Annotated in this window: 25 protein-coding genes; 14 read left to right on the forward strand and 11 right to left on the reverse strand. The window is 51.7% G+C overall.

What is annotated here, in order from left to right; translation table 11 throughout:
- Nucleotides 1–21 precede the first annotated feature (21 nt).
- Nucleotides 22–300 (forward strand): DNA-binding transcriptional regulator SfsB, encoded by a 279-nt coding sequence (gene sfsB, locus EA14781_RS00345; RefSeq protein ID WP_000429728.1) that lies wholly within the window; start codon nucleotides 22–24, stop codon nucleotides 298–300.
- A 47-nt stretch (nucleotides 301–347) separates the two neighbouring features.
- Here sfsB and murA read toward each other — a convergent pair whose 3' ends face one another.
- From murA to mlaF, 7 genes are all read right to left on the reverse strand, one after another.
- Nucleotides 348–1,607, reverse strand: coding sequence for a UDP-N-acetylglucosamine 1-carboxyvinyltransferase (gene murA, locus EA14781_RS00350; protein WP_000357276.1), 1,260 nt, complete (start codon nucleotides 1,605–1,607; stop codon nucleotides 348–350).
- A gap of 54 nt (nucleotides 1,608–1,661) precedes the next feature.
- Nucleotides 1,662–1,916 carry a BolA family iron metabolism protein IbaG gene (gene ibaG, locus EA14781_RS00355; protein ID WP_002460982.1) on the reverse strand — a complete coding sequence of 85 codons (255 nt, stop codon included), beginning with the start codon at nucleotides 1,914–1,916 and terminating at the stop codon, nucleotides 1,662–1,664.
- A 158-nt stretch (nucleotides 1,917–2,074) separates the two neighbouring features.
- Nucleotides 2,075–2,368: a lipid asymmetry maintenance protein MlaB gene (gene mlaB, locus EA14781_RS00360; RefSeq protein WP_000004486.1), complete on the reverse strand. Its 294-nt coding sequence runs from the start codon at nucleotides 2,366–2,368 to the stop codon at nucleotides 2,075–2,077.
- Nucleotides 2,368–3,003, reverse strand: coding sequence for a phospholipid-binding protein MlaC (mlaC, locus tag EA14781_RS00365; RefSeq protein WP_000476469.1), 636 nt, complete (start codon nucleotides 3,001–3,003; stop codon nucleotides 2,368–2,370). The genes mlaB and mlaC overlap by 1 nt, the downstream gene beginning before the upstream one ends.
- Nucleotides 3,004–3,021: 18 nt before the next feature.
- Nucleotides 3,022–3,573 (reverse strand): outer membrane lipid asymmetry maintenance protein MlaD, encoded by a 552-nt coding sequence (gene mlaD / locus EA14781_RS00370; RefSeq protein ID WP_002460978.1) that lies wholly within the window; start codon nucleotides 3,571–3,573, stop codon nucleotides 3,022–3,024.
- Nucleotides 3,574–3,577: 4 nt separating this feature from the next.
- On the reverse strand, nucleotides 3,578–4,360 hold the full coding sequence (mlaE, locus tag EA14781_RS00375; RefSeq protein WP_000925792.1) for a lipid asymmetry maintenance ABC transporter permease subunit MlaE: 783 nt from the start codon (nucleotides 4,358–4,360) through the stop codon (nucleotides 3,578–3,580).
- Between the two features lie 7 nt (nucleotides 4,361–4,367).
- Entirely contained in the window at nucleotides 4,368–5,177 is an 810-nt protein-coding gene (gene mlaF / locus EA14781_RS00380) for a phospholipid ABC transporter ATP-binding protein MlaF (protein WP_000372845.1), read from the reverse strand.
- Nucleotides 5,178–5,387: 210 nt separating this feature from the next.
- On the opposite strand from mlaF, the gene EA14781_RS00385 reads away from it, so the two are divergent.
- The 12 genes from EA14781_RS00385 to yrbL all read left to right on the forward strand — a co-directional run bounded on the left by EA14781_RS00385 (nucleotide 5,388) and on the right by yrbL (nucleotide 14,199).
- Nucleotides 5,388–6,365, forward strand: a complete 978-nt coding sequence (locus tag EA14781_RS00385; protein WP_000477916.1) for a calcium/sodium antiporter — start codon at nucleotides 5,388–5,390, stop codon at nucleotides 6,363–6,365.
- Nucleotides 6,366–6,378: 13 nt separating this feature from the next.
- Nucleotides 6,379–7,365 (forward strand): arabinose-5-phosphate isomerase KdsD, encoded by a 987-nt coding sequence (gene kdsD, locus EA14781_RS00390; protein ID WP_002460973.1) that lies wholly within the window; start codon nucleotides 6,379–6,381, stop codon nucleotides 7,363–7,365.
- Nucleotides 7,366–7,385: 20 nt separating this feature from the next.
- Complete coding sequence (gene kdsC / locus EA14781_RS00395; RefSeq protein ID WP_000029998.1) at nucleotides 7,386–7,952, forward strand: 3-deoxy-manno-octulosonate-8-phosphatase KdsC; 567 nt, start codon at nucleotides 7,386–7,388, stop codon at nucleotides 7,950–7,952.
- Nucleotides 7,949–8,524, forward strand: coding sequence for an LPS export ABC transporter periplasmic protein LptC (lptC, locus tag EA14781_RS00400; RefSeq protein WP_000030541.1), 576 nt, complete (start codon nucleotides 7,949–7,951; stop codon nucleotides 8,522–8,524). Before kdsC ends, lptC begins: the two co-directional genes overlap by 4 nt.
- On the forward strand, nucleotides 8,493–9,050 hold the full coding sequence (lptA, locus tag EA14781_RS00405) for a lipopolysaccharide ABC transporter substrate-binding protein LptA (RefSeq protein WP_000669777.1): 558 nt from the start codon (nucleotides 8,493–8,495) through the stop codon (nucleotides 9,048–9,050). The genes lptC and lptA overlap by 32 nt, the downstream gene beginning before the upstream one ends.
- A gap of 6 nt (nucleotides 9,051–9,056) precedes the next feature.
- The gene (gene lptB / locus EA14781_RS00410) at nucleotides 9,057–9,782 is read left to right on the forward strand and encodes an LPS export ABC transporter ATP-binding protein (protein WP_000224099.1); all 726 of its coding nucleotides are present in this window, start codon (nucleotides 9,057–9,059) and stop codon (nucleotides 9,780–9,782) included.
- Between the two features lie 47 nt (nucleotides 9,783–9,829).
- Complete coding sequence (gene rpoN, locus EA14781_RS00415) at nucleotides 9,830–11,263, forward strand: RNA polymerase factor sigma-54 (RefSeq protein ID WP_000809031.1); 1,434 nt, start codon at nucleotides 9,830–9,832, stop codon at nucleotides 11,261–11,263.
- A gap of 22 nt (nucleotides 11,264–11,285) precedes the next feature.
- Nucleotides 11,286–11,573: a ribosome hibernation promoting factor gene (hpf, locus tag EA14781_RS00420; RefSeq protein ID WP_001176602.1), complete on the forward strand. Its 288-nt coding sequence runs from the start codon at nucleotides 11,286–11,288 to the stop codon at nucleotides 11,571–11,573.
- A 117-nt stretch (nucleotides 11,574–11,690) separates the two neighbouring features.
- Entirely contained in the window at nucleotides 11,691–12,182 is a 492-nt protein-coding gene (gene ptsN, locus EA14781_RS00425; protein WP_000609337.1) for a PTS IIA-like nitrogen regulatory protein PtsN, read from the forward strand.
- A gap of 45 nt (nucleotides 12,183–12,227) precedes the next feature.
- Complete coding sequence (rapZ, locus tag EA14781_RS00430; RefSeq protein ID WP_000243742.1) at nucleotides 12,228–13,082, forward strand: RNase adapter RapZ; 855 nt, start codon at nucleotides 12,228–12,230, stop codon at nucleotides 13,080–13,082.
- Nucleotides 13,079–13,351 carry a PTS phosphocarrier protein NPr gene (gene npr / locus EA14781_RS00435; protein WP_000216792.1) on the forward strand — a complete coding sequence of 91 codons (273 nt, stop codon included), beginning with the start codon at nucleotides 13,079–13,081 and terminating at the stop codon, nucleotides 13,349–13,351. The genes rapZ and npr overlap by 4 nt, the downstream gene beginning before the upstream one ends.
- A gap of 215 nt (nucleotides 13,352–13,566) precedes the next feature.
- Complete coding sequence (yrbL, locus tag EA14781_RS00440) at nucleotides 13,567–14,199, forward strand: PhoP regulatory network protein YrbL (RefSeq protein WP_000581585.1); 633 nt, start codon at nucleotides 13,567–13,569, stop codon at nucleotides 14,197–14,199.
- Here the strand turns inward: yrbL and mtgA are convergent.
- The 4 genes from mtgA to mnmL form a co-directional block, all read right to left on the reverse strand.
- Nucleotides 14,196–14,924: a monofunctional biosynthetic peptidoglycan transglycosylase gene (mtgA, locus tag EA14781_RS00445; protein ID WP_000047060.1), complete on the reverse strand. Its 729-nt coding sequence runs from the start codon at nucleotides 14,922–14,924 to the stop codon at nucleotides 14,196–14,198. The genes yrbL and mtgA overlap by 4 nt on opposite strands.
- Nucleotides 14,921–15,574: an isoprenoid biosynthesis glyoxalase ElbB gene (gene elbB / locus EA14781_RS00450; RefSeq protein ID WP_002460962.1), complete on the reverse strand. Its 654-nt coding sequence runs from the start codon at nucleotides 15,572–15,574 to the stop codon at nucleotides 14,921–14,923. Before elbB ends, mtgA begins: the two co-directional genes overlap by 4 nt.
- 229 nt (nucleotides 15,575–15,803) lie before the next feature.
- Nucleotides 15,804–18,140 (reverse strand): aerobic respiration two-component sensor histidine kinase ArcB, encoded by a 2,337-nt coding sequence (gene arcB / locus EA14781_RS00455; protein ID WP_000809798.1) that lies wholly within the window; start codon nucleotides 18,138–18,140, stop codon nucleotides 15,804–15,806.
- A gap of 94 nt (nucleotides 18,141–18,234) precedes the next feature.
- Complete coding sequence (mnmL, locus tag EA14781_RS00460; protein ID WP_024164699.1) at nucleotides 18,235–19,164, reverse strand: tRNA modification radical SAM protein MnmL/YtqA; 930 nt, start codon at nucleotides 19,162–19,164, stop codon at nucleotides 18,235–18,237.
- 672 nt (nucleotides 19,165–19,836) lie between these two features.
- Here mnmL and gltB point away from each other — a divergent pair.
- Nucleotides 19,837–24,297: a glutamate synthase large subunit gene (gltB, locus tag EA14781_RS00465; protein ID WP_042326776.1), complete on the forward strand. Its 4,461-nt coding sequence runs from the start codon at nucleotides 19,837–19,839 to the stop codon at nucleotides 24,295–24,297.
- Nucleotides 24,298–24,304: the final 7 nt, after the last annotated feature.

Genomic DNA, 24,304 nt, shown 5'->3' on the forward strand with positions numbered 1-24,304 from the left:
TGACTTAAGGAGTGAGGAAAGATGGAGAATAATTTCATTGACTGGCATCCCGCAGATATTATTGCTGGCTTGCGGAAAAAAGGTACGTCAATGGCGGCGGAATCTCGCAGAAACGGTTTAAGTTCTTCAACACTGGCGAATGCGTTGTCGCGTCCATGGCCAAAGGGAGAGATGATTATTGCGAAAGCGCTGGGAACTGACCCCTGGGTTATCTGGCCATCACGCTATCATGATCCGCAGACACATGAGTTTATCGACAGAACGCAGTTGATGCGAAGCTACACCAAACCGCAAAAATGAGTAGCCTGGCGGTAGCCCCGCGAACGGGGCTGCCAGCTATCAGACGATTACTCGCCTTTCACACGTTCGATGTTAGCGCCCAGTGCGCGCAATTTGTCTTCAATGCGCTCGTAGCCACGATCGATGTGATAAATACGATCAACAACCGTTGTACCTTCTGCGATACAGCCTGCGAGTACCAGACTTGCTGAAGCACGTAAATCGGTCGCCATAACTTGTGCGCCGGAAAGTTTTTCAACGCCGTGACAGATAACGGTATTGCTTTCAATCTCGGCATGCGCGCCCATACGGCTCAGCTCTGGCACGTGCATGAAACGGTTTTCAAAGACCGTTTCGGTGATGAATCCGGTGCCTTCCGCCACCAGGTTCAGCAGCGTGAACTGGGCCTGCATATCGGTCGGGAATGCCGGATGCGGCGCGGTACGCACGTTCACAGCCTTCGGACGTTTGCCATGCATATCCAGACTAATCCAGTCTTCGCCAACTTCGATGTCCGCTCCGGCATCACGCAGTTTCGCCAGCACTGCGTCAAGAGTATCTGGCTGAGCGTTGCGACAGATAATTTTGCCGCGAGAGATCGCCGCCGCCACAAGGAAAGTACCGGTTTCAATGCGGTCAGGCAACACGCGGTAGACGCCGCCGCCTAAACGTTCCACACCTTCGATGACGATACGATCGGTGCCCTGACCGCTAATTTTCGCGCCCAACGTAATCAGGAAGTTAGCGGTATCAACAATCTCGGGTTCACGCGCCGCATTTTCAATAATGGTGGTGCCTTCCGCCAGAGTCGCTGCGCACATGATGGTCACAGTTGCACCGACGCTGACTTTATCCATCACGATATGCGCGCCTTTCAGACGACCATCGACAGATGCTTTTACATAACCTTCTTCCAGCTTGATGGTTGCGCCTAACTGCTCAAGGCCGGAAATATGCAGATCAACCGGACGAGCGCCGATAGTACAACCACCAGGTAGAGAAACCTGTCCCTGGCCAAAACGGGCCACCAGCGGCCCCAGCGCCCAAATAGAAGCTCGCATGGTTTTGACCAGTTCGTATGGCGCGCAAAAGACATTAACATCGCGAGCATCAATATGCACAGAACCATTACGTTCTACTTTTGCGCCCAATTGGCTGAGCAGCTTCATTGATGTATCGACGTCTTTCAGTTTCGGGACGTTCTGGATCTCTACAGGTTCTTCCGCCAGCAACGCAGCGAAAAGGATTGGCAGAGCAGCATTTTTAGCGCCGGAAATTGTGACTTCGCCCTGGAGCTTTGTTGGCCCCTGAACACGAAATTTATCCATTTAGTTTATTCTCAGTTAACAATTCATATCCGCTACCAGCGAGTCGCCCATAGCTCAAAAGCCATTCAGTTTGCGATCGCGCGCCCACTCCGCCGGTGTATACGCTTTGATCGACACAGCATGAATACGGTTATCCGCTATATATTCCATCAGCGGACCATAAATCGTCTGCTGTTTTTTTACCCTACTCATGCCGTCAAACATCTCACCCACAGCAATAACCTGAAAGTGGCTGCCATCGCCGGAAACGTGGACTTCCTGGAGGGAAAGTGCGTTCATCAACACGCTCTGAATTTCATTATTTTCCATGGGCTCTTCATTCATCAGTAAATAAACCAGCGAAACATCTTAGAGCAAAGTTGCGCTGTCATAAATAAGCAAAAAGCCTCGCTGGTAAATCAGACAAGGCTCGACTTGCAGACAGATTTACCGGACAGGTGATTAACACCTTATCCGGCCTGAAAAATTTAACGGGGCAGGACATCAGCAGGTAAATTATACAATTTCGCCAGGGTGTACACTTTGTCGTTTACCCCCTGAAGCGTCACGCTATTGCCCTGCTTTTTCGCCAAATCGATAAGGTGGAGCAACAACGACAGTCCACCTGTATCAACGCGGGACACGCGGCTGAGATCGATGCGGTTAATTCCCTTCACCGCTTCTTCTCGCATTTCCCAAAGCGGCAGCAATACGTCTTGATCCAGCTCTCCGGCTAATGCCAGGGTATCCCCTGTCTGCATCCAGCTCAGCGACTCGCTCATTATTTTTTCTCTTCCAGAGTGATTTTCTGTTGAGAAATAGACTTCAGTTGCGCAGTCAGGCCGTCAATGCCTTTGGTACGTAGCAGCGTCCCCCACTCGTTTTGTTTGGTGGTGATCATGCTGACGCCTTCAGCAATCATGTCGTAAGCCTGCCAGTTGCCCGTTTGGGAGTTTTTACGCCACTGGAAGTCCAGACGCACCGGAGGACGGCCATTTGGATCAATAATGGTAACGCGAATAGGCACAATCGTTTTATCACCCAGCGGTTGTTCTGGCGCAATCTGATAAGTCTGACCGTGATACATCGCCAGTGCCTGACCGTAAGCCTGCTTCAGGTACTCACGGAAAGCGGCAAAGTAAGCTTCACGCTGGGCCGGGGTCGCGCTTTTGTAGTACTGGCCCAGTACCAGCGCACCGGCGTATTTTATCTGTACGTACGGTAACAGTTCCTGATCGACGATGGTACGCAGGTAATCCGGGTTGGCCCGAATTTGCGATTGCTCATTCTTCAGGCGATCGAACGTTTTCTGCGCCGCCTCATCCATCAGCTTATACGGGTTGGTCTGATCTGCCGCGATTGCCGCGCTCAGCGGCGCAATCACCAGCAAAGCGACCATCATTAAACGTTTAAACATGCGTCGGTTCTCCTGAAATTATTTCGTTGTACCCACAGGTTCAGTAGCCTCATTATTACCTGGAGCAGTTGCTGGCGCATCACCACTATTCTTATTGTCATCGCCTTTACTGCCATAAAGGAACTGACCGATGAGATCTTCCAGCACCATCGCAGATTTAGTGTCCTGAATCGTATCGCCATCTTTCAGAATAGCAGTTCCCAGTTCTGGATCTTCAAAACCGACGTTTAACGCCAGATATTGTTCTCCAAGCAAGCCGGAGGTGCGAATGCTCAGCGAACTGGTGTCGGGAATGTGGTTATAACGTTGTTCAATTTCCAGCGTTACACGTGGCAGATAGGTTTTCGGATCCAGCGTAATATCCGCGACACGCCCCACAACAACGCCGCCAATACTCACCGGAGAGCGCGCTTTCAGACCGCCGATGTTATCGAACGTCGCATAGAGCGTGTAGGTCGGCTCAGTACGCATTGACGTTACGTTTGCTGCCTTCAGGCAAACAAACAGCGCCGCCAGCAGTGCTGCTAATAAAAAGATACCCACCCAAATTTCATTTTTTTTCGTTTGCATGAACTCAATTCCCAAACATCAATGCGGTCAGCACAAAATCCAGCCCCAGTACGGCCAGAGACGAGTGGACAACGGTGCGAGTGGTTGCCCGGCTAATCCCGGCAGAAGTCGGGATGGCGTCATAACCGTTAAACAACGAAATCCACGTCACTGTAATCGCGAACACTACGCTTTTAATCAGACAGTTAACCAGATCCATACGCCAGTCGACGGCGTTTTGCATTGCCGACCAGAAGAACCCGCTATCAATGCCTTTCCAACTGACACCGACCAGCGAACCGCCCCAAATCCCCACGGCGACAAAAATAATCGTCAGCAGCGGCAATGAAATAACCCCAGCCCAGAAACGTGGAGAAATAACCCGGCGCAACGGGTCTACGGCCATCATCTCCATACTGGAGAGTTGTTCAGTCGCACGCATCAGGCCGATTTCAGCGGTTAACGCCGAACCGGCGCGCCCGGCAAACAGCAACGCGGCGACCACCGGTCCCAGCTCGCGCAGTAACGATAACGCCACCAGCATACCCAGACTGGTTTCCGCACTGTAAGTCGTCAGAACCAGATAACCTTGCAGTCCCAGCACCATTCCGATGAACACGCCAGAAACCACAATAATCAGCATCGACAGGACGCCGACATTATAGAGCTGACGCACCAGCAGCGGTGCATGCTTGCGAAATTCTGGTTTGCCGACCAGTGCATTGAATAACATTAACCCGGCCCGCCCGAACGTTCTGAGGGTTTTAATCCCTTTATGTCCGAGCGACGCCAGCGCATTTAACAGCATGAGTGGCTTAACTCCCTGGTAAAAGATCAGCGTGATAATCGCCGGCAGGATAGCGGAACGGAACAGGCCCATCAGCAATCCCGTCCAGAAACTGACGGACGCGCGGATCAGGATTTGCTTGCAACGCCTGGGCGCTACCGTGAGCGACAATCTTTTTGTCCGCCAGAATCCAGGCGTGATCCGCAATACTTAATACTTCCGGCACATCGTGAGAAACCACCACGCAGGTCACACCCAGCGCACTGTTCAGCTCGGAAATCAACTTCACCAGTACGCCCATGGTGATCGGATCTTGTCCAACAAACGGCTCATCAAACATGATGAGATCCGGCTCCAGGGCAATCGCGCGCGCCAGCGCCGCGCGTCGCGCCATTCCGCCAGAAAGCTCCGATGGCATAAGTTTAGCCGCCCCACGCAACCCCACGGCTTCCAGTTTCATCATCACCGTACTATGTAGCAATGGCGCGGGTAGTTGGGTATGTTCGCGCAGTGGATAGGCGACGTTGTCAAATACGTTCATATCAGTGAACAACGCCCCGGACTGGAACAACATGCTCATCCGCTTACGCACCGTATACAACCGCGAACGAGACATTGCCGGAATATTTTCGCCATCAAAAAGGATCTCGCCGTTATCTGGCGCGATCTGCCCGCCAATCAGTCGGAGCAGCGTCGTTTTACCGATACCTGATGGCCCCATGATTGCCGTAATTTTCCCTCGCGGCACGGTCAGGGAAATATTATCGAAGATGCAGCGATTGCCACGCGTAAAACTGACATCGCGCATATCGACTAAATTCGCCACAGACTGATCCATTGATTCACCCTTCGTCTTGCGTTGTTTTTCTAAGCATGGCGCTCAATTTAACCATGAACCCAGCATATTTACAGAATATTACCTGCCATGGTTAGCGAAAGCTGGCATTTGTTTTACTTTTTAGCCGCATAAAGTCAAAATTAAGAATTCGTCACGGCTTTCTGAAAATCTTCAGCGGACCGGCGAGTATACCTGAAGAAAGGACGTTAGATGTTTTTAGCAACGGCACTGTTAATTGTTGGTTTACTTTTGGTCGTTTACAGTGCCGACCGTCTGGTATTTGCCGCCTCAATTCTTTGCCGAACGTTTGGCATTCCACCGCTAATCATCGGTATGACGATCGTCAGTATTGGGACTTCACTGCCAGAAATCATCGTTTCACTCGCAACATCATTACATGAACAACGAGACTTAGCTGTCGGCACTGCGCTCGGCTCAAACATTATCAACATATTACTGATTCTCGGTCTGGCCGCGCTGGTGCGCCCTTTTACCGTCCATTCCGATGTTCTGCGCCGCGAATTACCCTTAATGTTATTGGTCAGCGTGGTGGCTGGTTCCGTACTCTACGACGGACAACTTAGCCGTAACGATGGTATCTTTCTCCTTTTTCTGGCTGTGCTATGGCTGCTGTTCATTGTTAAACTTGCACGTCAGACCGAGCGTCAGGGGACGGACAGCCTGGCCAAAGAACAGTTGGCAGAGTTGCCACGCGAAGGGGGATTGCCCGTCGCATTTTTATGGCTCGGTATTGCGCTGATTATCATGCCAGTAGCAACGCGAATGGTGATTGATAATGCGACTGTGCTGGCAAATTATTTTGCTATCAGCGAGCTGACCATCGGTCTGACGGTAGTTGCTATCGGCACCAGCCTGCCGGAACTGGCAACCGCAATAGCCGGTGTTCGTAAAGGTGAAAACGACATCGCCGTCGGTAATATCATCGGTGCGAACATTTTTAATATCGTTATTGTGTTGGGCCTGCCTGCGCTGATAACGCCAGGGGAAATTAACCCGCTGGCGTACAGCCGTGACTATAGCGTGATGCTGCTGGTGAGCATTATTTTTGCGTTGCTGTGCTGGCGACGCTCCCCTCAACCAGGCCGCGGCGTAGGGGGATTATTAATAAGCGGATTTATCGTATGGCTGGCGATGTTGTACTGGTTATCGCCAATACTCGTTGAATAACTGGAAACGCATTATGTCGCACGTAGAGTTACAACCGGGTTTTGACTTTCAGCAAACAGGTAAAGAAGTCCTGGCGATTGAACGTGAATGCCTGGCGGAGCTTGATCAATATATCAATCAGAATTTCACACTCGCCTGTGAAAAGATGTTCTGGTGTAAAGGGAAAGTCGTGGTCATGGGGATGGGAAAATCGGGGCACATTGGACGCAAAATGGCCGCAACGTTTGCCAGCACCGGTACGCCGTCGTTTTTTGTGCATCCTGGTGAGGCCGCGCATGGTGATTTAGGCATGGTCACTCCGCAGGACGTAGTGATAGCCATCTCCAACTCAGGCGAATCCAGCGAAATATCCGCATTAATTCCGGTTCTCAAGCGTCTGCGCGTACCGTTAATCTGCATCACGGGCCGCCCGGATAGCAGCATGGCGCGCGCAGCAGACGTGCACCTGTGTGTTAAAGTCGCGAAAGAAGCCTGTCCACTGGGGCTGGCGCCGACCAGCAGCACCACCGCCACGCTAGTCATGGGCGATGCGCTCGCCGTTGCTCTGCTAAAGGCACGCGGCTTTACCGCTGAGGATTTTGCGCTCTCGCATCCGGGCGGCGCACTAGGTCGTAAACTTCTGTTACGGGTCAGCGATATTATGCATACGGGCGATGAGATCCCGCATGTCAAAAAAACCGCCAGTCTGCGAGACGCATTACTGGAAGTCACCCGCAAAAATCTTGGTATGACCGTCATTTGCGATGACAATATGATGATTGAAGGCATCTTTACCGACGGCGATTTACGCCGTGTCTTCGATATGGGCGTGGATGTCCGTCAATTAGGTATTGCCGATGTGATGACGCCAGGCGGAATTCGCGTACGTCCTGGCATTCTGGCCGTCGAGGCGCTGAACTTAATGCAGTCCCGCCATATCACCTCCGTAATGGTTGCCGATGGCGACCGTTTACTCGGTGTGTTACATATGCATGATTTACTGCGTGCAGGCGTAGTGTAAAGATTCAAGGATAAACGACAATGAGTAAAGCAGGTGCGTCGATTGAGACCTGTTACGGCCCTGTCAGCGCTGATGTTATGGCAAAAGCAGAAAATATTCGTCTGCTGATCCTCGACGTCGATGGCGTATTGTCAGATGGTCTGATTTATATGGGCAACAACGGCGAAGAGTTGAAAGCGTTCAATGTTCGTGACGGTTATGGCATTCGTTGTGCGCTCACCTCTGATATTGAAGTCGCTATCATTACCGGGCGAAAGGCTAAACTGGTAGAAGATCGTTGTGCGACTTTAGGGATCACCCATTTATACCAGGGGCAGTCGAACAAACTTATCGCCTTTAACGATCTGCTAAAAAAACTGGCGATCGCACCGGAAAACGTGGCTTACGTTGGAGATGATCTCATCGACTGGCCGGTGATGGAAAAAGTGGGCTTAAGCGTTGCCATTGCCGATGCGCATCCACTGTTGATTCCACGCGCCGACTATGTGACGTACATTGCTGGCGGTCGCGGCGCGGTACGAGAAGTTTGCGACTTATTACTCCTGGCGCAGGGCAAACTGGATGAAGCCAAAGGGCAATCGATATGAGTAAAGCCAGACGTTGGGTTATCATTGTGCTATCACTGGCGGTTTTGGTGATGATCGGCATTAACATGACCGAGAAAGACGATATCGCCCAGGTGGTCGTCAACAATAATGATCCCACCTATAAAAGCGAGCATACGGACACGCTCGTCTATAACCCAGAAGGAGCGCTAAGCTATCGATTGATTGCTCAACACGTTGAATATTATTCCGATCAGGCTGTTTCGTGGTTTACGCAGCCGGTACTTACCACGTTTGATAAGGATAAAATCCCGACATGGTCGGTAAAAGCTGATAAAGCCAAGCTGACTAATGACCGGATGCTCTATTTGTATGGACACGTTGAAGTCAACGCGCTAGTGCCGGACTCTCAACTTCGTAGAATCACGACAGATAACGCGCAGATCAATCTGGTAACGCAGGATGTTACCTCTGAAGACCTCGTCACGTTATACGGAACAACATTTAACTCCAGCGGTCTGAAAATGCGCGGCAACTTACGCAGCAAGAACGCCGAGCTGATTGAAAAGGTTAGAACATCCTATGAAATTCAAAACAAACAAACTCAGCCTTAATCTTGTGCTTGCCAGCTCACTTCTGGCCGCCAGTATTCCGGCATTTGCCGTAACCGGGGACACTGACCAGCCGATCCACATTGAATCGGACCAGCAGTCTCTTGATATGCAAGGCAACGTGGTTACCTTCACCGGTAACGTCATCGTTACCCAGGGCACCATCAAAATTAATGCCGATAAAGTGGTCGTCACCCGTCCCGGTGGCGAACAAGGTAAAGAAGTGATCGATGGCTACGGTAAACCTGCAACTTTCTATCAGATGCAGGACAACGGCAAACCTGTCGAAGGTCACGCCTCCCAGATGCACTACGAACTGGCAAAAGATTTTGTTGTACTTACTGGCAATGCCTTTCTGAAGCAGATCGACAGCAACATCACGGGTGATAAGATCACATATCTGGTGAAAGAGCAGAAAATGCAGGCTTTCAGCGACAAAGGCAAGCGCGTCACCACCGTTCTGGTACCGTCGCAGTTGCAGGACAAAAACAACAAAGGCCAAACCCCGGCGCAGAAGAAGGGTAATTAATTCGTTATGGCAACATTAACCGCAAAGAACCTTGCAAAAGCCTATAAAGGCCGCCGCGTGGTAGAAGACGTCAGTCTGACCGTCAATTCCGGGGAAATTGTCGGTCTGCTTGGGCCAAACGGCGCCGGTAAGACAACGACTTTCTATATGGTTGTAGGTATCGTGCCGCGCGACGCGGGCAACATCATCATTGATGATGACGATATCAGCCTGCTTCCACTACACGCCCGCGCACGTCGCGGTATCGGTTATCTGCCGCAGGAAGCTTCAATTTTTCGTCGCCTGAGCGTCTACGATAACCTGATGGCAGTGCTACAAATTCGTGACGACTTATCGGCTGAACAGCGCGAAGACCGCGCAAATGAGCTGATGGAAGAGTTCCACATTGAGCATTTGCGCGACAGCATGGGACAGTCACTCTCCGGTGGTGAACGTCGCCGTGTAGAAATTGCCCGCGCACTGGCAGCGAATCCGAAATTTATCCTGCTCGATGAACCATTTGCTGGGGTTGATCCGATCTCGGTTATCGACATCAAACGCATTATTGAACATCTGCGCGATAGCGGTCTGGGTGTGCTGATCACTGACCACAATGTGCGTGAAACACTGGCGGTTTGTGAACGCGCTTACATCGTCAGTCAGGGGCATTTGATCGCCCACGGCACGCCTACGGAAATCTTACAAGACGAACACGTTAAGCGTGTATACCTTGGGGAAGACTTCAGACTCTGATAGGGTAGAAGTTTGCGACGTTTTAGCAGGAGAATACGATTCTGAACATGAAGCAAGGTTTGCAACTCAGGCTTAGTCAACAACTGGCGATGACGCCTCAGCTACAACAGGCGATTCGTCTGTTGCAGTTGTCCACGCTGGAGCTTCAGCAGGAGCTACAGCAAGCGCTGGAGAGCAATCCGCTGCTTGAGCAAATCGACACTCATGAAGAAATCGACACCCGCGAAACACAAGACAGCGAAACGCTGGACGCCGCTGACGCGCTCGAACAAAAAGAGATGCCGGAAGAGCTACCGCTTGATGCCAGTTGGGACACGATCTATACCGCCGGTACACCATCTGGCACCAGCGGCGACTACATCGACGACGAGTTGCCGATCTATCAGGGTGAAACGACGCAAACCTTGCAAGATTACCTGATGTGGCAGGTCGAACTGACGCCGTTTTCCGATACTGACCGCGCTATCGCCACCTCTATCGTCGATGCTGTTGATGAGACGGGTTATCTCACCGTGCCGCTGGAAGATATTCTCGAAAGCATGGGTGATGACGAGATCGATATCGATGAAATTGAAGCTGTCCTCAAACGGATCCAGCGCTTTGACCCGGTTGGCGTAGCAGCGAAAGATCTGCGCGACTGCCTGTTGATCCAACTCTCCCAGTTCGACAAAACCACGCCGTGGCTGGAAGAGGCCAGACTCATTATAAGCGATCACCTTGATCTGTTAGCCAATCACGACTTCCGCACGTTAATGCGCGTTACACGACTGAAAGAAGATGTGCTGAAAGAAGCCGTCAATCTGATCCAGTCGCTCGATCCGCGTCCGGGTCAGTCGATCCAGACCGGCGAACCGGAATATGTCATTCCAGACGTGTTAGTACGTAAGCATAACGGTCGCTGGACGGTTGAACTCAACAGTGACAGCATTCCGCGTCTGCAAATCAACCAGCACTACGCCTCAATGTGCAACAGCGCACGCAACGATGGCGATAGTCAGTTTATCCGCAGCAATCTGCAGGATGCCAAATGGTTGATAAAGAGTCTGGAAAGCCGTAACGATACGCTGCTGCGCGTCAGTCACTGTATCGTTGAACAGCAGCAAGCCTTCTTTGAACAAGGCGAAGAATATATGAAACCGATGGTGCTGGCCGATATCGCCCAGGCCGTCGAGATGCATGAATCGACGATATCTCGCGTGACCACGCAAAAATATCTGCATAGTCCACGAGGCATTTTTGAACTGAAGTATTTCTTTTCCAGTCACGTCAATACTGAGGGCGGGGGCGAAGCCTCTTCCACAGCGATTCGCGCACTGGTGAAGAAATTAATCGCGGCGGAAAACCCAGCGAAACCGTTGAGCGACAGCAAGTTAACCTCTTTGCTGTCGGAACAAGGTATCATGGTGGCGCGCCGTACTGTTGCGAAGTACCGAGAGTCTTTATCCATTCCGCCGTCAAACCAGCGTAAACAGCTCGTTTGACCCAACTGATAAGGAAGACGCTATGCAGCTCAACATTACCGGAAATAACGTCGAGATCACCGAGGCCCTGCGCGAATTTGTCACCTCAAAATTTGCCAAACTTGAGCAATATTTTGACCGAATCAACCAGGTTTATGTTGTTCTGAAAGTGGAGAAAGTCACCCACACCTCAGATGCGACACTGCATGTTAACGGTGGTGAAATTCATGCCAGTGCGGAAGGTCAGGATATGTACGCCGCCATTGACGGTTTAATTGATAAGCTGGCACGTCAGTTGACCAAGCATAAAGATAAATTGAAACAACACTAATTGTCCGGGCGATTAGCAAGTGCATAACGGCCTGTTGTGCAGCACAACAGGCCATTTGTACGGTTAATGCTCCGAACCTGTTCCACGGTTTGAGTGGACGGGTTCTTAGGTGAAATTATGATAAATAATGATACAACTCTACAGCTTAGCAGTGTTCTTAACAGGGAATGTACGCGAAGTCGCGTCCACTGCCAGAGCAAAAAACGTGCACTGGAAATCATCAGCGAACTGGCGGCAAAGCAGCTTAGCCTGCCGCCTCAGGTAGTTTTTGAAGCTATCCTGACGCGGGAAAAAATGGGCAGTACCGGTATCGGTAATGGCATTGCGATCCCGCACGGCAAACTGGAAGAAGATACCCTGCGTGCCGTTGGCGTCTTCGTTCAACTGGAAACGCCAATCGCTTTTGATGCTATCGACAACCAACCCGTCGATCTGCTTTTTGCCCTGCTGGTGCCTGCTGACCAAACCAAAACGCACCTGCATACTCTTTCACTGGTTGCGAAACGCCTGGCGGACAAAACCATTTGCCGCCGTTTACGCGCCGCCCAGAGCGATGAAGAGCTGTATCAAATCATTACGGATACCGAAGGTACTCCGAATGAAGCGTAGTTATTCGGTAATGTCTCTTTTAGACGTTGTGAGGAGAAACAGTACATGGTACTGATGATCGTCAGCGGACGTTCAGGTTCAGGTAAATCTGTCGCCCTGCGTGCGCTGGAAGATATGGGTTTTTACTGCGTGGATAACCTTCCCGTCGTACTGTTACCCGATCTGGCCCGCACCCTGGCCGATCGCGAGATTTCTGCTGCTGTCAGCATTGATGTTCGCAATATGCCAGAGTCGCCTGAAATATTCGAACAGGCGATGAGCAATCTACCTGATGCTTTCTCACCGCAACTGCTTTTTCTTGATGCCGACCGTAACACCTTAATTCGCCGTTACAGCGATACGCGACGCCTGCATCCGCTCTCCAGCAAAAACCTGTCGCTGGAAAGTGCTATCGACAAGGAAAGCGATCTGCTGGAACCACTGCGCTCACGGGCCGATCTGATTGTCGATACATCAGAAATGTCCGTTCACGAGCTGGCAGAAATGCTGCGTACCCGTTTGCTGGGTAAACGTGAGCGTGAACTGACGATGGTGTTTGAGTCCTTCGGCTTCAAGCACGGTATTCCTATCGATGCGGATTACGTCTTTGACGTACGTTTCCTGCCGAACCCGCACTGGGATCCCAAACTGCGTCCGATGACCGGTCTTGATAAGCCCGTCGCCGCATTCCTTGACCGCCACACAGAAGTACACAATTTTATCTACCAGACGCGTAGTTATCTTGAGCTATGGTTACCTATGCTGGAAACCAATAACCGTAGCTACCTGACGGTCGCTATTGGTTGTACCGGCGGGAAACACCGTTCGGTGTATATTGCAGAACAACTGGCAGACTACTTCCGCTCACGCGGTAAAAACGTGCAGTCACGCCATCGTACGCTGGAAAAACGCAAATCATGACCGTCAAACAAACTGTCGAAATCACTAATAAGCTGGGCATGCATGCCCGGCCTGCTATGAAATTGTTTGAATTAATGCAAGGTTTTGACGCTGAAGTGCTGCTACGCAACGACGAAGGGACCGAAGCTGAAGCCAATAGCGTTATTGCTCTGTTGATGTTGGACTCCGCCAAAGGACGGCAGATTGAAGTAGAAGCAACTGGCCCACAGGAAGTTGAGGCACTTGCCGCCGTTATCGCCCTCTTTAACTCCGGTTTTGACGAAGATTAACCTTCATCATTCAGACACTTAAATCCCTCTAAATACACACCTTCAGACGAAATAGCACCTGGGATGGGATCATCCCTGGCTTCCGAGATTTGTACATTTCGTGCGCTTTTTATCCCCAAACCAATATTAAGAAAACCTTAAGAAAAGCTGTTTAAATTCTGTTTAAGTAAAACGCCCATACTGGAGAATGTCAGGATATATTTCCAGGAGATGGCATGATCCACTTATCCGCACAAACTCCCCTGGGCACCGGAAGACATCGTAAATGTTATGCGCATCCGGATGATACCCAACGCTGCATTAAGATTGTCTACCACCGTGGCGACGGTGGGGATAAAGAGATTCGCCGTGAGTTAAAATACTATGCGCACCTTAGCCGCCGATTAAAAGACTGGAGCGGGCTCCCACGCTACCACGGTACAGTTGAGACGGATTGTGGAACGGGTTACGTCTACGACGTAATTACCGATTTCGACGGAAAGCCATCAATTACGTTGAGTGAATTTGCTGAGCAATGCCGTTACGAAGATGATGTCACACAATTGCGCCAGTTACTGAAACAACTGAAACGTTATTTACAGGATAATCGCATCGTGACGATGTCGCTGAAGCCACAAAACATCCTCTGCCATCGTATCAGCGAATCAGAGATTGTCCCTGTCGTCTGCGACAATATTGGGGAAAGTACGCTAATTCCACTGGCGACCTGGTCGAAGTGGTGTTGCCAGCGTAAACAAGCGCGGTTATGGAAACGGTTTGTCGCACAACCGGCATTAGCTATTGCTCTACAAAAAGAGGCGCTGCCTCGCGAGAGCAAAAGGCTCGCCCTCTCCTCACGCGAAGCTTAATCCAGTTGGTGTTGCCGCATAAATGACTCGCCGCCTAACTGGCGCATTTGTCGTAAAATCCACGCCTGACGGTTACGCACGTAACCTGATGGCGCAGAAACTTTAAAACGTAGCGGGTTCGGTAGCACTGCTGCCAGTAACGCGGCTTCCGACTGAGTAAGTTTGCTGGCTGGCTTATGAAAATAGCGCTGCGCCGCGGCTTCGACACCAAACACCCCTTCACCAAATTCAGCAATATTGAGGTAAACCGTCAGGATGCGCTTTTTGCTCCAGACTGTTTCTATCCCCAACGTCAGGACAGCTTCCAGCCCTTTACGTATCCAGCTACGCCCATCCCACAAAAAAAGATTTTTAGCCGTCTGCTGGGAAAGGGTTGATGCACCGCGAATGCGGTTTTCATTGCGCTCATTGTGTGCCAGAGCTTTCTCAATGGAAGCGACATCAAACCCCCAGTGCTCGGGAAATTTTTGATCTTCAGCGGCAATCACCGCCAGCCCCATCCACGGCGAAATTTGCTCCATACTGGCCCACTCAGAATGCGCCACATAACGAAAATTACCGTGTAGCCAGGCATTCACTTGCCGCTCCGCCATTACCGCCGAGAACGGTACCGGAACCACACTAAACAGTACAATGCCCCCGCTCCAGAACACAGCGAGGACAACGACTAACCGCAGAAGAAAACGGCGAACAAAGTTGAACGCCGTTAAGCGGCTTTTGCTCATTCAGCCAGAACCAGTACGCGGGAAACCAGCTTATCGATACCGCTTGCCGCTTCAGCGATATTCTGTGCCAACATATATGCTGGCGTAGTGACAATCTTATTGTCTTCATCAACAACGATATCATCGACCGGGCAAGGTACATGTTCTGCCCCCATCTCCTCCAGCACTTCAGCGGTATCAATATCTGTACCAATGGTCAGGCGCAGGGGGAAATCAAAGATTTTCGGCAACATTGCTGGAGCAATACACATAAACCCCTGCGGTTTACCGGCCTGATGCATCGCTTGCGCCAGTGCTTTTAACGCGTTGTCAACGTGGCACTCGCTGCCCTGGCTTGCAAAGTTGCTTAAATTTTTTGCTGCGCCAAAGCCTCCGGGCACAATCAGCGCATCCAGTTCGGCAGCATCGGCCTGCGCCAAAGAACGGATCTCACCACGAGCAATGCGCGCCGCTTCAATCAGCACATTACGTGATTCAGCCATTGCCTCCCCAGTTAAATGGTTGATGACATCAACCTGCTGCTTATCCGGCGCAAAGCAGACCGCCTGCGCGCCGCTACGCGCTATCGCCAGAAGCGTCAGCACGGCTTCATGTATTTCAGAACCGTCGTAAACACCGCATCCGCTCAGAACTACGCCAATTTTCTTCATTGTGATCATCCTTTCGCAACTGACTAAAACACATTAATCTTTTTAATAAAAACGCTACGCATCACACATTTAAATGATTCATGTAACAAATCATTTAAGATTTGCTATCTTAACTGCGTGCGGCCTGAAAAACAGCGCTGTGCCTTTGTAACGCATCATAATAATGTACGGCGCAGCTACGATTTCCCTGGTGTTGGCGCAGTATTCGCGCACCCCGGTATAGCCGGGGTCATTTTTTAGTGGCTTTTGCCACCCACGCTTTCAGCACTTCTACGTCGTGACGCCACTCTTCTTTCATCTCTTCAATCCATTCACCGACGTTATCTTCCCATGCAGGAAGATCGGGAGACTGAATTTGCTGACCAAGCTGTTGCAGATGGCGTAACCCCACTGAACCGGCAGCGCCTTTAATTTTATGCCCTTCCTCAACGATGCCTTTTTTATCCTGCGCCGTCAGATTCGACTCCAGTATGCTCACATAGCCTGGCATCATCTTCTCAAACACCGCCAGCCCGTCAGTGATCAGCTTCGGCCCCACGAGTTCGAGATACTGTTCCAACATGGGAATATCGAGCAATGCTTCTGATTTACTGCTCTCTTCAGTTGTCACCGTGTTCTCCTCATCATCCTGGGTATCCCAGAATTTCTTGATCATCGCGGTTAGTGCTGGCACGGAAAGCGGCTTACTCAGCACATCATCCATTCCGGCGTTGAGGTACTCTTGTTTATCTTTCAGCACGTTGGCGGTTAAGGCCACCAGCGGTGGTAAATCTTCGCGCGAATACCGCTTCGTTAGTTCACGAGATATATCCAGTCCGGTCATGTCCGGCAGTTGAATATCCAACAGCACCAGGTCGTATTCACCCGGCTTAAACATCTCCAGCGCCGCCTTGCCGGTCATGGCCACATCGACGCTGTTACCCAGTTTTTCCAGTACCGAACGAGCAACAATGACGTTCAGTTCAATGTCTTCCACCAGCAACACATTCAACGCGGGTAAAGGCATATCATCTTCGTCAAACGCATCATCAACCTCTTCTGCTACCGACGGTGCGTGGATCGTCAACGTAAAGGTTGAACCTTTGCCCTGTTCGCTGGTAACCGTAATATCGCCGCCCATATTTTTCGCCAGACGACGAGATACCGCCAGACCAATACCGGTTCCAGTGGCAGGTTTACCGCCATGACTATCTTTAACCTGGTAATACATGGCGAAAATTTTATCCAGCTCATCCTGCGGAATACCGATACCAGAGTCTTCCACGTCAAAATGTAACATCTCGCCTTCATCGTAGCGCACGCGCACAGTAACCTGGCCTTGCTGGGTAAATTTGACGGCGTTGCTAATTAAGTTCCACAAGATCTGGCGTAAACGCGTACCGTCGGTAATAACCTGATGCGGTAACGGTAGCGTCGGCTCAAGAACAAAGCGCAAGCCTTTTTGCTGCGCCTGTAGCGCAGAGAGGTTTTCCAGGTCAGCTAGGAAACTGGTGAAGTCAACCGGCTGGTTATCAAGCTGAACCTTGCGTCGCTCCATCTTATCCATGTCGATAATATCGTTGAAAATATTCCCCAAAGTAACGGCGGAAACATGGATGGTTTTGAGATATTTTTCCTGTTCGGCGGTCAGTTCGGTATCCAGCAGAATGCGACTCAGACCGACGATACCGTTCAGCGGTGTACGTAACTCATGGCTGATGGTGGAGATAAAGGTCGTTTTGTCACGGCTGGCGCGTTCAAGCGCATCCTGATACCGCTTACGCTCGGTAATGTCGCGACCAAAGCCCATCAAACCGTGACGTTTACCCACGCGGTCGTAATACGGCACTTTACGAATTTCAAAGCAGGCTTTACGTCCGTCCGGGTAATCCAGCCACTGTTCATAAGTGAGGGACACATTATGACGGAACACTTTCTCATCGGTTTCCATGACTTTCGCTGCGGCTTCTGGCGAATAAACGTCCGCAGGCTTTAGATGCACCAACTGTTTTTCGCTTTTCCCGGTCAGCAATTCCATCGCACGGTTACAGCCGGAAAACTCTTTATCTTCGTTACGGTAAAAAACCAGATCAGGAGAAGCGTCAAGGAATGAACGTAAAAATGAGGATTGTTGTTCGAGCTGAATTTGCGTCTCTTCGCGTTCTTTAATTTCAATTTTCAGTTGGCCGAACGTTTCCTGCAACTCGGCTTCGGCTTTCTCGCGATCGGCAATTTCCTGATTAAGCTGGGTAATATTGTCTTTCAATTGCACATTGAGGCTCAGATCGCGCTCGCGCATCTCTTCCAGTTTTTGCACCAGACGTGATAAGCGTTGCCGGGACTCTTCCAGCTGTTCAACAACCACCGAAAGAAAGTAGACCGCCCACGGCGTAATCAATAAACCAAAGAAGATAGAGCGAATAACATCAATGCTTTCGACCTGTCCATGCAGCACCATGGTCACTGCCATTTGTACCACAATGGCGAGAACGACGAGAGCCAGCGCCAGCAACATTGAGAAGCGCACCAGCCCCAACTTCATCATCAGATCAACATAGTACTGCGCCAGCAGACGAATTTGCTTCATTAGGGAATTCCTTCACAACAACCTGCCCCAATAATACCCAATTCTGACAGTGACGTTGTAAATTGTGTGAGAAATGCGGAATTCCCCTCAATACCTACACTGTTGGAGGTAACCACGGGCGTCCCAATGCCGATCCTTGTACGCCGTATTCGTTAAGATAGCGATCCAACTCGACCATGCCCGTCCAACGGTTTTCACACCACAGCGGCGCCAGTAAAGTTGGGCGACGGGCGCTGGCGGAAATACGGTGGTAGATAACCTCCGGTGGCGTATGACGAATCATTTCCCCCGCCGTCACTGTGTAATCCTCCAGTTCAATGCCGTTTAAACGCCCCGCTTCCCAGGCTTTTGCCATAATGCTGCCTTTCACAATATGCAGCGGATGCAGCTTTATACCGTCAACACCGGTTTCAACCACTCGCTCCAGCGTTTGCAGGCATTCGGCGTGCCCTTCTCCCGGCAGCCCGACAATTAAGTGCGCGCACACTTTCAGCCCGCGTTCCCTCGCCAGTTGGGTCGTGCGCTGATAGCAAGCAAAATCATGACCGCGATTAATGCGATGCAGCGTTTTATCGTGTGCAGTTTGCAACCCCAGCTCCAGCCATACTTCATAACCCTGGTCTTTATATTCACAGAGCAGATCCAGCACCGCATCTGGCACACAATCCGGGCGCGTACCGACGCACAAACCGACAATGTTGGCCTGGCTCACCGCCTGTTGATACATAGAGCGCAGTACCTGAACTTCAGCAAAGGTGCTGGTATAAGCCTGAAAGTAGGCAAGATAGCGTTTCGCGCGATTGACCAGATTAGCCTGATGCGCCAGTTGTTCGGCGATCGAACGATGTTGCTGGGCCTCATCAGCAAACGAAGCAACATTACAGAACGTACAGCCCCCGCGCCCAATGGTGCCGTCGCGATTCGGGCAGCTAAAACCGCCGTGCAGCGTCAGCTTATGCACCTTTTGCCCATAACGACGGGTAAGATCCCCACCAAACATATTGACTAATTTCTGTAACTGCATAATCTGATAGACCGCGCCCTGAAAAGAGGCCAAAGCCTGCCATTTTTAGCCCAATTCGGCGATGACCTGGATCAATCGCCCTGGCCCACCTTTATCAACTGCATAACAAATCATAATTACTGACATTTCATGCAGCATGGCATGAATTATTTTTACTTATCTTGCGTCGGATTTTTTTATCGTCCGAGAGATTTTAGACAAAAACAGTAGTATGAAACGCTTTTCACGCGAAAGGCAGGATAAAACACTAGCCTCACCGTCAGTTCAAGGCAGGATAAGGGTTAACACGACTCGATAGCAGTCAGTAACCCGACGTTTCCTTTACTCAGCCATCATTAAGCCAAAATAATTTTTTTATTAACTTTCAATAAATTAACAAAGATTTTTGCGCTAAAGCACATTTCCGTATCAATGCGCTTGCCATTTGACCTGTGTCTGCTTTCCCGATAAGTTGGAAATCCGCTGGAAGCTTTCTGGATGAGCGACCTGCTCATCATATTTATGCAGTAATTGAGATCCCCTCTTCACCGTATTAACCGATGCGAAAGGATAAAAAAGGGGCGAATGCGAGGTAAACGTATGAAACGTAACCCCCGTCGCCATGCTCTTTCTGTGCCCGTGCGCAGCGGTTCGGAAGTGGGGTTCCCGCAGAGCCTGGGGGAGGTTCACGATATGTTGTACGATAAATCCCTTGAGAGGGATAACTGTGGTTTCGGCCTGATCGCCCACATAGAAGGCGAACCTAGCCACAAGGTAGTGCGTACCGCCATACACGCACTGGCCCGCATGCAGCACCGTGGAGCGATTCTCGCCGATGGTAAAACCGGAGACGGTTGCGGCTTGTTATTACAAAAACCGGATCGCTTTTTTCGCATCGTTGCGCAGGAACGCGGCTGGCGTTTAGCTAAAAACTACGCCGTCGGGATGATTTTCCTGAATAAAGATCCTGAACTCGCCGCTGCCGCACGTCGCATCGTGGAAGAAGAATTACAACGCGAAACCTTATCGATTGTGGGCTGGCGTGATGTCCCCACTAACGAAGGCGTGCTGGGTGAAATCGCCCTCTCCTCTCTGCCGCGTATTGAGCAAATTTTCGTTAACGCTCCGGCGGGCTGGCGTCCGCGTGATATGGAGCGCCGTCTGTTTATCGCCCGTCGCCGCATTGAAAAGCGTCTCGAAAGCGACAAAGACTTCTACGTCTGTAGCCTGTCGAATCTGGTGAATATCTATAAAGGTCTGTGTATGCCGGCGGATTTGCCGCGCTTTTATCTGGATCTTGCGGACCTGCGTCTGGAATCGGCCATCTGCCTGTTCCATCAGCGCTTCTCCACCAACACCGTGCCACGCTGGCCACTGGCGCAGCCATTCCGCTACCTGGCACATAACGGTGAAATCAACACCATCACCGGCAACCGTCAGTGGGCACGCGCCCGTACCTATAAATTCCAGACGCCGCTAATCCCTGACCTGCACGATGCCGCGCCGTTCGTCAACGAAACGGGTTCTGACTCCAGCTCGATGGATAACATGCTGGAACTGCTGCTGGCAGGCGGGATGGATATCATCCGCGCCATGCGTCTGTTAGTGCCGCCCGCCTGGCAGAACAACCCGGATATGGACCCGGAACTGCGCGCGTTCTTCGACTTTAACTCCATGCATATGGAGCCGTGGGATGGTCCGGCGGGCATCGTGATGTCTGACGGTCGTTTTGCCGCCTGTAACCTCGACCGTAACGGTCTGCGTCCGGCGCGCTATGTCATCACCAAAGATAAGCTCATCACCTGTGCCTCTGAAGTCGGTATCTGGGATTACCAGCCCGACGAAGTGGTGGAAAAAGGCCGCGTGGGCCCAGGCGAACTGATGGTGATCGACACCCGCAGCGGGCGCATTCTGCACTCGGCAGAAACCGATGACGACCTGAAAAGCCGCCATCCTTATAAAGAGTGGATGGAGAAAAACGTCCGCCGCCTGGTACCGTTTGAAGATCTGCCCGATGAAGAAGTCGGTAGCCGCGAACTGGACGACGACACGCTTGCCAGCTACCAGAAACAGTTTAACTACAGCGCGGAAGAACTGGATTCCGTGATCCGCGTGCTGGGCGAAAACGGCCAGGAAGCCGTTGGGTCGATGGGCGATGACACCCCATTCGCCGTGCTCTCCAGCCAGCCGCGCATTATTTACGACTACTTCCGCCAGCAGTTTGCCCAGGTCACTAACCCGCCAATCGACCCGCTGCGTGAAGCGCATGTTATGTCGCTTGCCACCAGCATCGGCCGCGAAATGAACGTCTTCTGCGAAGCAGAAGGCCAGGCGCACCGTTTAAGCTTTAAATCGCCAATTCTGCTCTACTCCGATTTCAAACAACTCACCACGATGAAAGAGGAGCACTATCGCGCGGATACGCTGGATATCACCTTTGACGCCAGCAAAACCACGCTCGACGCAACGATTAAAGAGCTGTGCGATAAAGCCGAACAAATGGTGCGTAGCGGCACCGTGCTGCTGGTGCTTTCCGATCGGAATATTGCTAAAGATCGCCTGCCGGTTCCGGCCCCGATGGCGGTTGGCGCGATCCAGACCCGTCTGGTCGATCAAAGCCTGCGTTGCGATGCTAACATCATCGTCGAAACCGCCAGCGCCCGCGATCCACATCACTTCGCCGTGTTGCTGGGCTTCGGCGCGACGGCTATTTATCCGTACCTTGCCTATGAAACGCTGGGCCGCCTGGTAGACACCCACGCGATTGCCAAAGATTATCGTACCGTGATGCTCAACTACCGTAACGGCATCAACAAAGGCTTGTACAAAATCATGTCCAAAATGGGCATCTCCACCATCGCCTCTTACCGCTGCTCGAAACTGTTCGAAGCGGTCGGTCTGCACGATGATGTCGTGGGCCTGTGCTTCCAGGGGGCGGTCAGCCGTATTGGCGGCGCGAACTTTGAAGACTTCCAGCAGGATCTGCTGAATCTGTCGAAACGAGCCTGGCTGGCGCGTAAGCCTATCAGCCAGGGCGGCCTGCTGAAATACGTGCACGGTGGCGAATACCACGCCTACAACCCGGACGTCGTACGCACGCTGCAACAGGCGGTACAGAGTGGCAATTACAGCGACTATCAGGAATATGCGAAGCTGGTTAATGAACGCCCGGCAACCACGCTGCGCGATCTGCTGGCAATTACGCCGGGTGAAAACTCGGTCAACATTGCTGATGTTGAACCGGCAAGCGAACTGTTTAAACGCTTCGATACCGCCGCGATGTCTATCGGCGCGTTAAGCCCGGAGGCCCACGAGGCGCTGGCAGAAGCGATGAACAGCCTCGGCGGCAACTCTAACTCCGGCGAAGGTGGTGAAGACCCGGCGCGCTATGGCACCAACAAAGTCTCGCGCATTAAACAGGTGGCGTCCGGTCGCTTCGGCGTTACTCCGGCATATCTGGTCAATGCCGACGTCATTCAAATTAAAGTCGCCCAGGGCGCGAAGCCGGGCGAAGGCGGTCAGTTGCCGGGTGATAAAGTCACTCCTTACATTGCCAAACTGCGCTATTCCGTACCCGGCGTCACGCTAATTTCACCGCCGCCGCATCACGATATTTATTCTATCGAGGACTTAGCGCAGCTCATTTTCGACCTCAAACAGGTCAACCCGAAAGCGATGATCTCCGTGAAGTTAGTGTCCGAACCGGGCGTCGGCACTATCGCTACCGGTGTGGCGAAAGCCTACGCGGACTTAATTACCATCGCAGGCTATGACGGCGGCACTGGCGCAAGTCCGCTTTCATCGGTGAAATACGCAGGTTGCCCGTGGGAGCTGGGGCTTGTTGAAACACAGCAAGCGCTGGTCGCTAATGGTCTGCGTCACAAGATCCGTTTACAGGTTGATGGCGGTCTGAAAACTGGCGTTGATATCATCAAAGCAGCCATTCTCGGCGCAGAAAGCTTCGGCTTCGGCACTGGCCCGATGGTGGCGCTCGGCTGTAAATATCTGCGTATTTGCCACCTGAACAACTGCGCGACTGGCGTAGCAACTCAGGATGACAAACTACGTAAGAACCACTATCACGGCCTGCCGTTCAAAGTGACCAACTACTTTGAATTTATCGCCCGTGAAACCCGCGGGCTGATGGCACAGTTGGGCGTAACGCGTCTGGTAGATCTGATTGGTCGCACCGACCTGCTGAAAGAGCTGGACGGTTTCACTGCCAAACAACAGAAACTGACACTGTCGAAGCTGCTGGAGACTGCCGAGCCACATCCAGGCAAAGCGCTCTACTGCACCGAAAACAACCCGCCGTTTGATAATGGCCTGCTAAACGCGCAGTTGCTACAACAGGCGAAACCCTTTGTCGATGAGCGCCAGAGCAAAACCTTCTGGTTCGATATTCGCAACACTGATCGTTCTGTCGGCGCGTCGCTTTCAGGCTATATCGCCCAGACGCACGGCGATCAGGGGCTGGCGGCCGATCCGATCAAAGCGTACTTCAACGGCACCGCGGGCCAGAGCTTCGGCGTGTGGAACGCCGGCGGCGTGGAGCTGTATCTGACGGGCGATGCTAACGACTATGTCGGTAAAGGCATGGCGGGCGGCTTAATCGCCATTCGTCCTCCGGTTGGCTCAGCCTTCCGCAGCCATGAAGCAAGCATTATCGGCAACACCTGCCTGTATGGCGCCACTGGTGGTCGTCTGTATGCCGCGGGCCGCGCGGGTGAACGTTTCGGCGTGCGTAACTCCGGTGCTATCACCGTGGTGGAAGGCATTGGCGACAATGGCTGTGAATATATGACAGGCGGTATTGTCTGTATTCTGGGTAAAACCGGCGTGAACTTCGGCGCGGGCATGACCGGCGGCTTCGCCTACGTTCTCGATGAAAGCGGCGATTTCCGCAAACGCGTTAACCCGGAACTGGTGGAAGTCTTAAGCGTTGACGATTTGGCGATCCATGAAGAGCATCTGCGTGGTCTTATCACCGAGCATGTGCAGCATACCGGTTCCCAGCGTGGTGAAGAAATTCTGGCGAACTGGTCGACCTTTGCCACTAAATTCGCGCTGGTTAAACCGAAGTCCAGTGATGTAAAAGCACTGCTGGGTCACCGTAGTCGTAGCGCAGCAGAGTTGCGCGTGCAGGCGCAGTAAGGGGTAG

Source organism: Escherichia albertii NBRC 107761 = DSM 17582 (assembly GCF_000759775.1).
GTDB lineage: Bacteria > Pseudomonadota > Gammaproteobacteria > Enterobacterales > Enterobacteriaceae > Escherichia > Escherichia albertii.

Excerpts from the sequence above, each read along its gene's own strand:
- npr (WP_000216792.1), top strand. The coding sequence starts at position 13,079 with ATGACCGTCAAACAAACTGTCGAAATCACTAATAAGCTGGGCATGCAT.
- lptA (WP_000669777.1), top strand. The coding sequence starts at position 8,493 with ATGAAATTCAAAACAAACAAACTCAGCCTTAATCTTGTGCTTGCCAGC.
- mlaB (WP_000004486.1), bottom strand. The coding sequence starts at position 2,368 with ATGAGCGAGTCGCTGAGCTGGATGCAGACAGGGGATACCCTGGCATTA.
- mtgA (WP_000047060.1), bottom strand. The coding sequence starts at position 14,924 with ATGAGCAAAAGCCGCTTAACGGCGTTCAACTTTGTTCGCCGTTTTCTT.
- mlaC (WP_000476469.1), bottom strand. The coding sequence starts at position 3,003 with ATGTTTAAACGTTTAATGATGGTCGCTTTGCTGGTGATTGCGCCGCTG.
- elbB (WP_002460962.1), bottom strand. The coding sequence starts at position 15,574 with ATGAAGAAAATTGGCGTAGTTCTGAGCGGATGCGGTGTTTACGACGGT.
- arcB (WP_000809798.1), bottom strand. The coding sequence starts at position 18,140 with ATGAAGCAAATTCGTCTGCTGGCGCAGTACTATGTTGATCTGATGATG.
- rpoN (WP_000809031.1), top strand. The coding sequence starts at position 9,830 with ATGAAGCAAGGTTTGCAACTCAGGCTTAGTCAACAACTGGCGATGACG.
- kdsC (WP_000029998.1), top strand. The coding sequence starts at position 7,386 with ATGAGTAAAGCAGGTGCGTCGATTGAGACCTGTTACGGCCCTGTCAGC.
- ibaG (WP_002460982.1), bottom strand. The coding sequence starts at position 1,916 with ATGGAAAATAATGAAATTCAGAGCGTGTTGATGAACGCACTTTCCCTC.
- gltB (WP_042326776.1), top strand. The coding sequence starts at position 19,837 with ATGTTGTACGATAAATCCCTTGAGAGGGATAACTGTGGTTTCGGCCTG.
- lptC (WP_000030541.1), top strand. The coding sequence starts at position 7,949 with ATGAGTAAAGCCAGACGTTGGGTTATCATTGTGCTATCACTGGCGGTT.
- rapZ (WP_000243742.1), top strand. The coding sequence starts at position 12,228 with ATGGTACTGATGATCGTCAGCGGACGTTCAGGTTCAGGTAAATCTGTC.
- kdsD (WP_002460973.1), top strand. The coding sequence starts at position 6,379 with ATGTCGCACGTAGAGTTACAACCGGGTTTTGACTTTCAGCAAACAGGT.
- hpf (WP_001176602.1), top strand. The coding sequence starts at position 11,286 with ATGCAGCTCAACATTACCGGAAATAACGTCGAGATCACCGAGGCCCTG.
- ptsN (WP_000609337.1), top strand. The coding sequence starts at position 11,691 with ATGATAAATAATGATACAACTCTACAGCTTAGCAGTGTTCTTAACAGG.
- sfsB (WP_000429728.1), top strand. The coding sequence starts at position 22 with ATGGAGAATAATTTCATTGACTGGCATCCCGCAGATATTATTGCTGGC.
- mnmL (WP_024164699.1), bottom strand. The coding sequence starts at position 19,164 with ATGCAGTTACAGAAATTAGTCAATATGTTTGGTGGGGATCTTACCCGT.
- murA (WP_000357276.1), bottom strand. The coding sequence starts at position 1,607 with ATGGATAAATTTCGTGTTCAGGGGCCAACAAAGCTCCAGGGCGAAGTC.
- mlaE (WP_000925792.1), bottom strand. The coding sequence starts at position 4,360 with ATGCTGTTAAATGCGCTGGCGTCGCTCGGACATAAAGGGATTAAAACC.
- mlaF (WP_000372845.1), bottom strand. The coding sequence starts at position 5,177 with ATGGATCAGTCTGTGGCGAATTTAGTCGATATGCGCGATGTCAGTTTT.
- yrbL (WP_000581585.1), top strand. The coding sequence starts at position 13,567 with ATGATCCACTTATCCGCACAAACTCCCCTGGGCACCGGAAGACATCGT.
- EA14781_RS00385 (WP_000477916.1), top strand. The coding sequence starts at position 5,388 with ATGTTTTTAGCAACGGCACTGTTAATTGTTGGTTTACTTTTGGTCGTT.
- mlaD (WP_002460978.1), bottom strand. The coding sequence starts at position 3,573 with ATGCAAACGAAAAAAAATGAAATTTGGGTGGGTATCTTTTTATTAGCA.
- lptB (WP_000224099.1), top strand. The coding sequence starts at position 9,057 with ATGGCAACATTAACCGCAAAGAACCTTGCAAAAGCCTATAAAGGCCGC.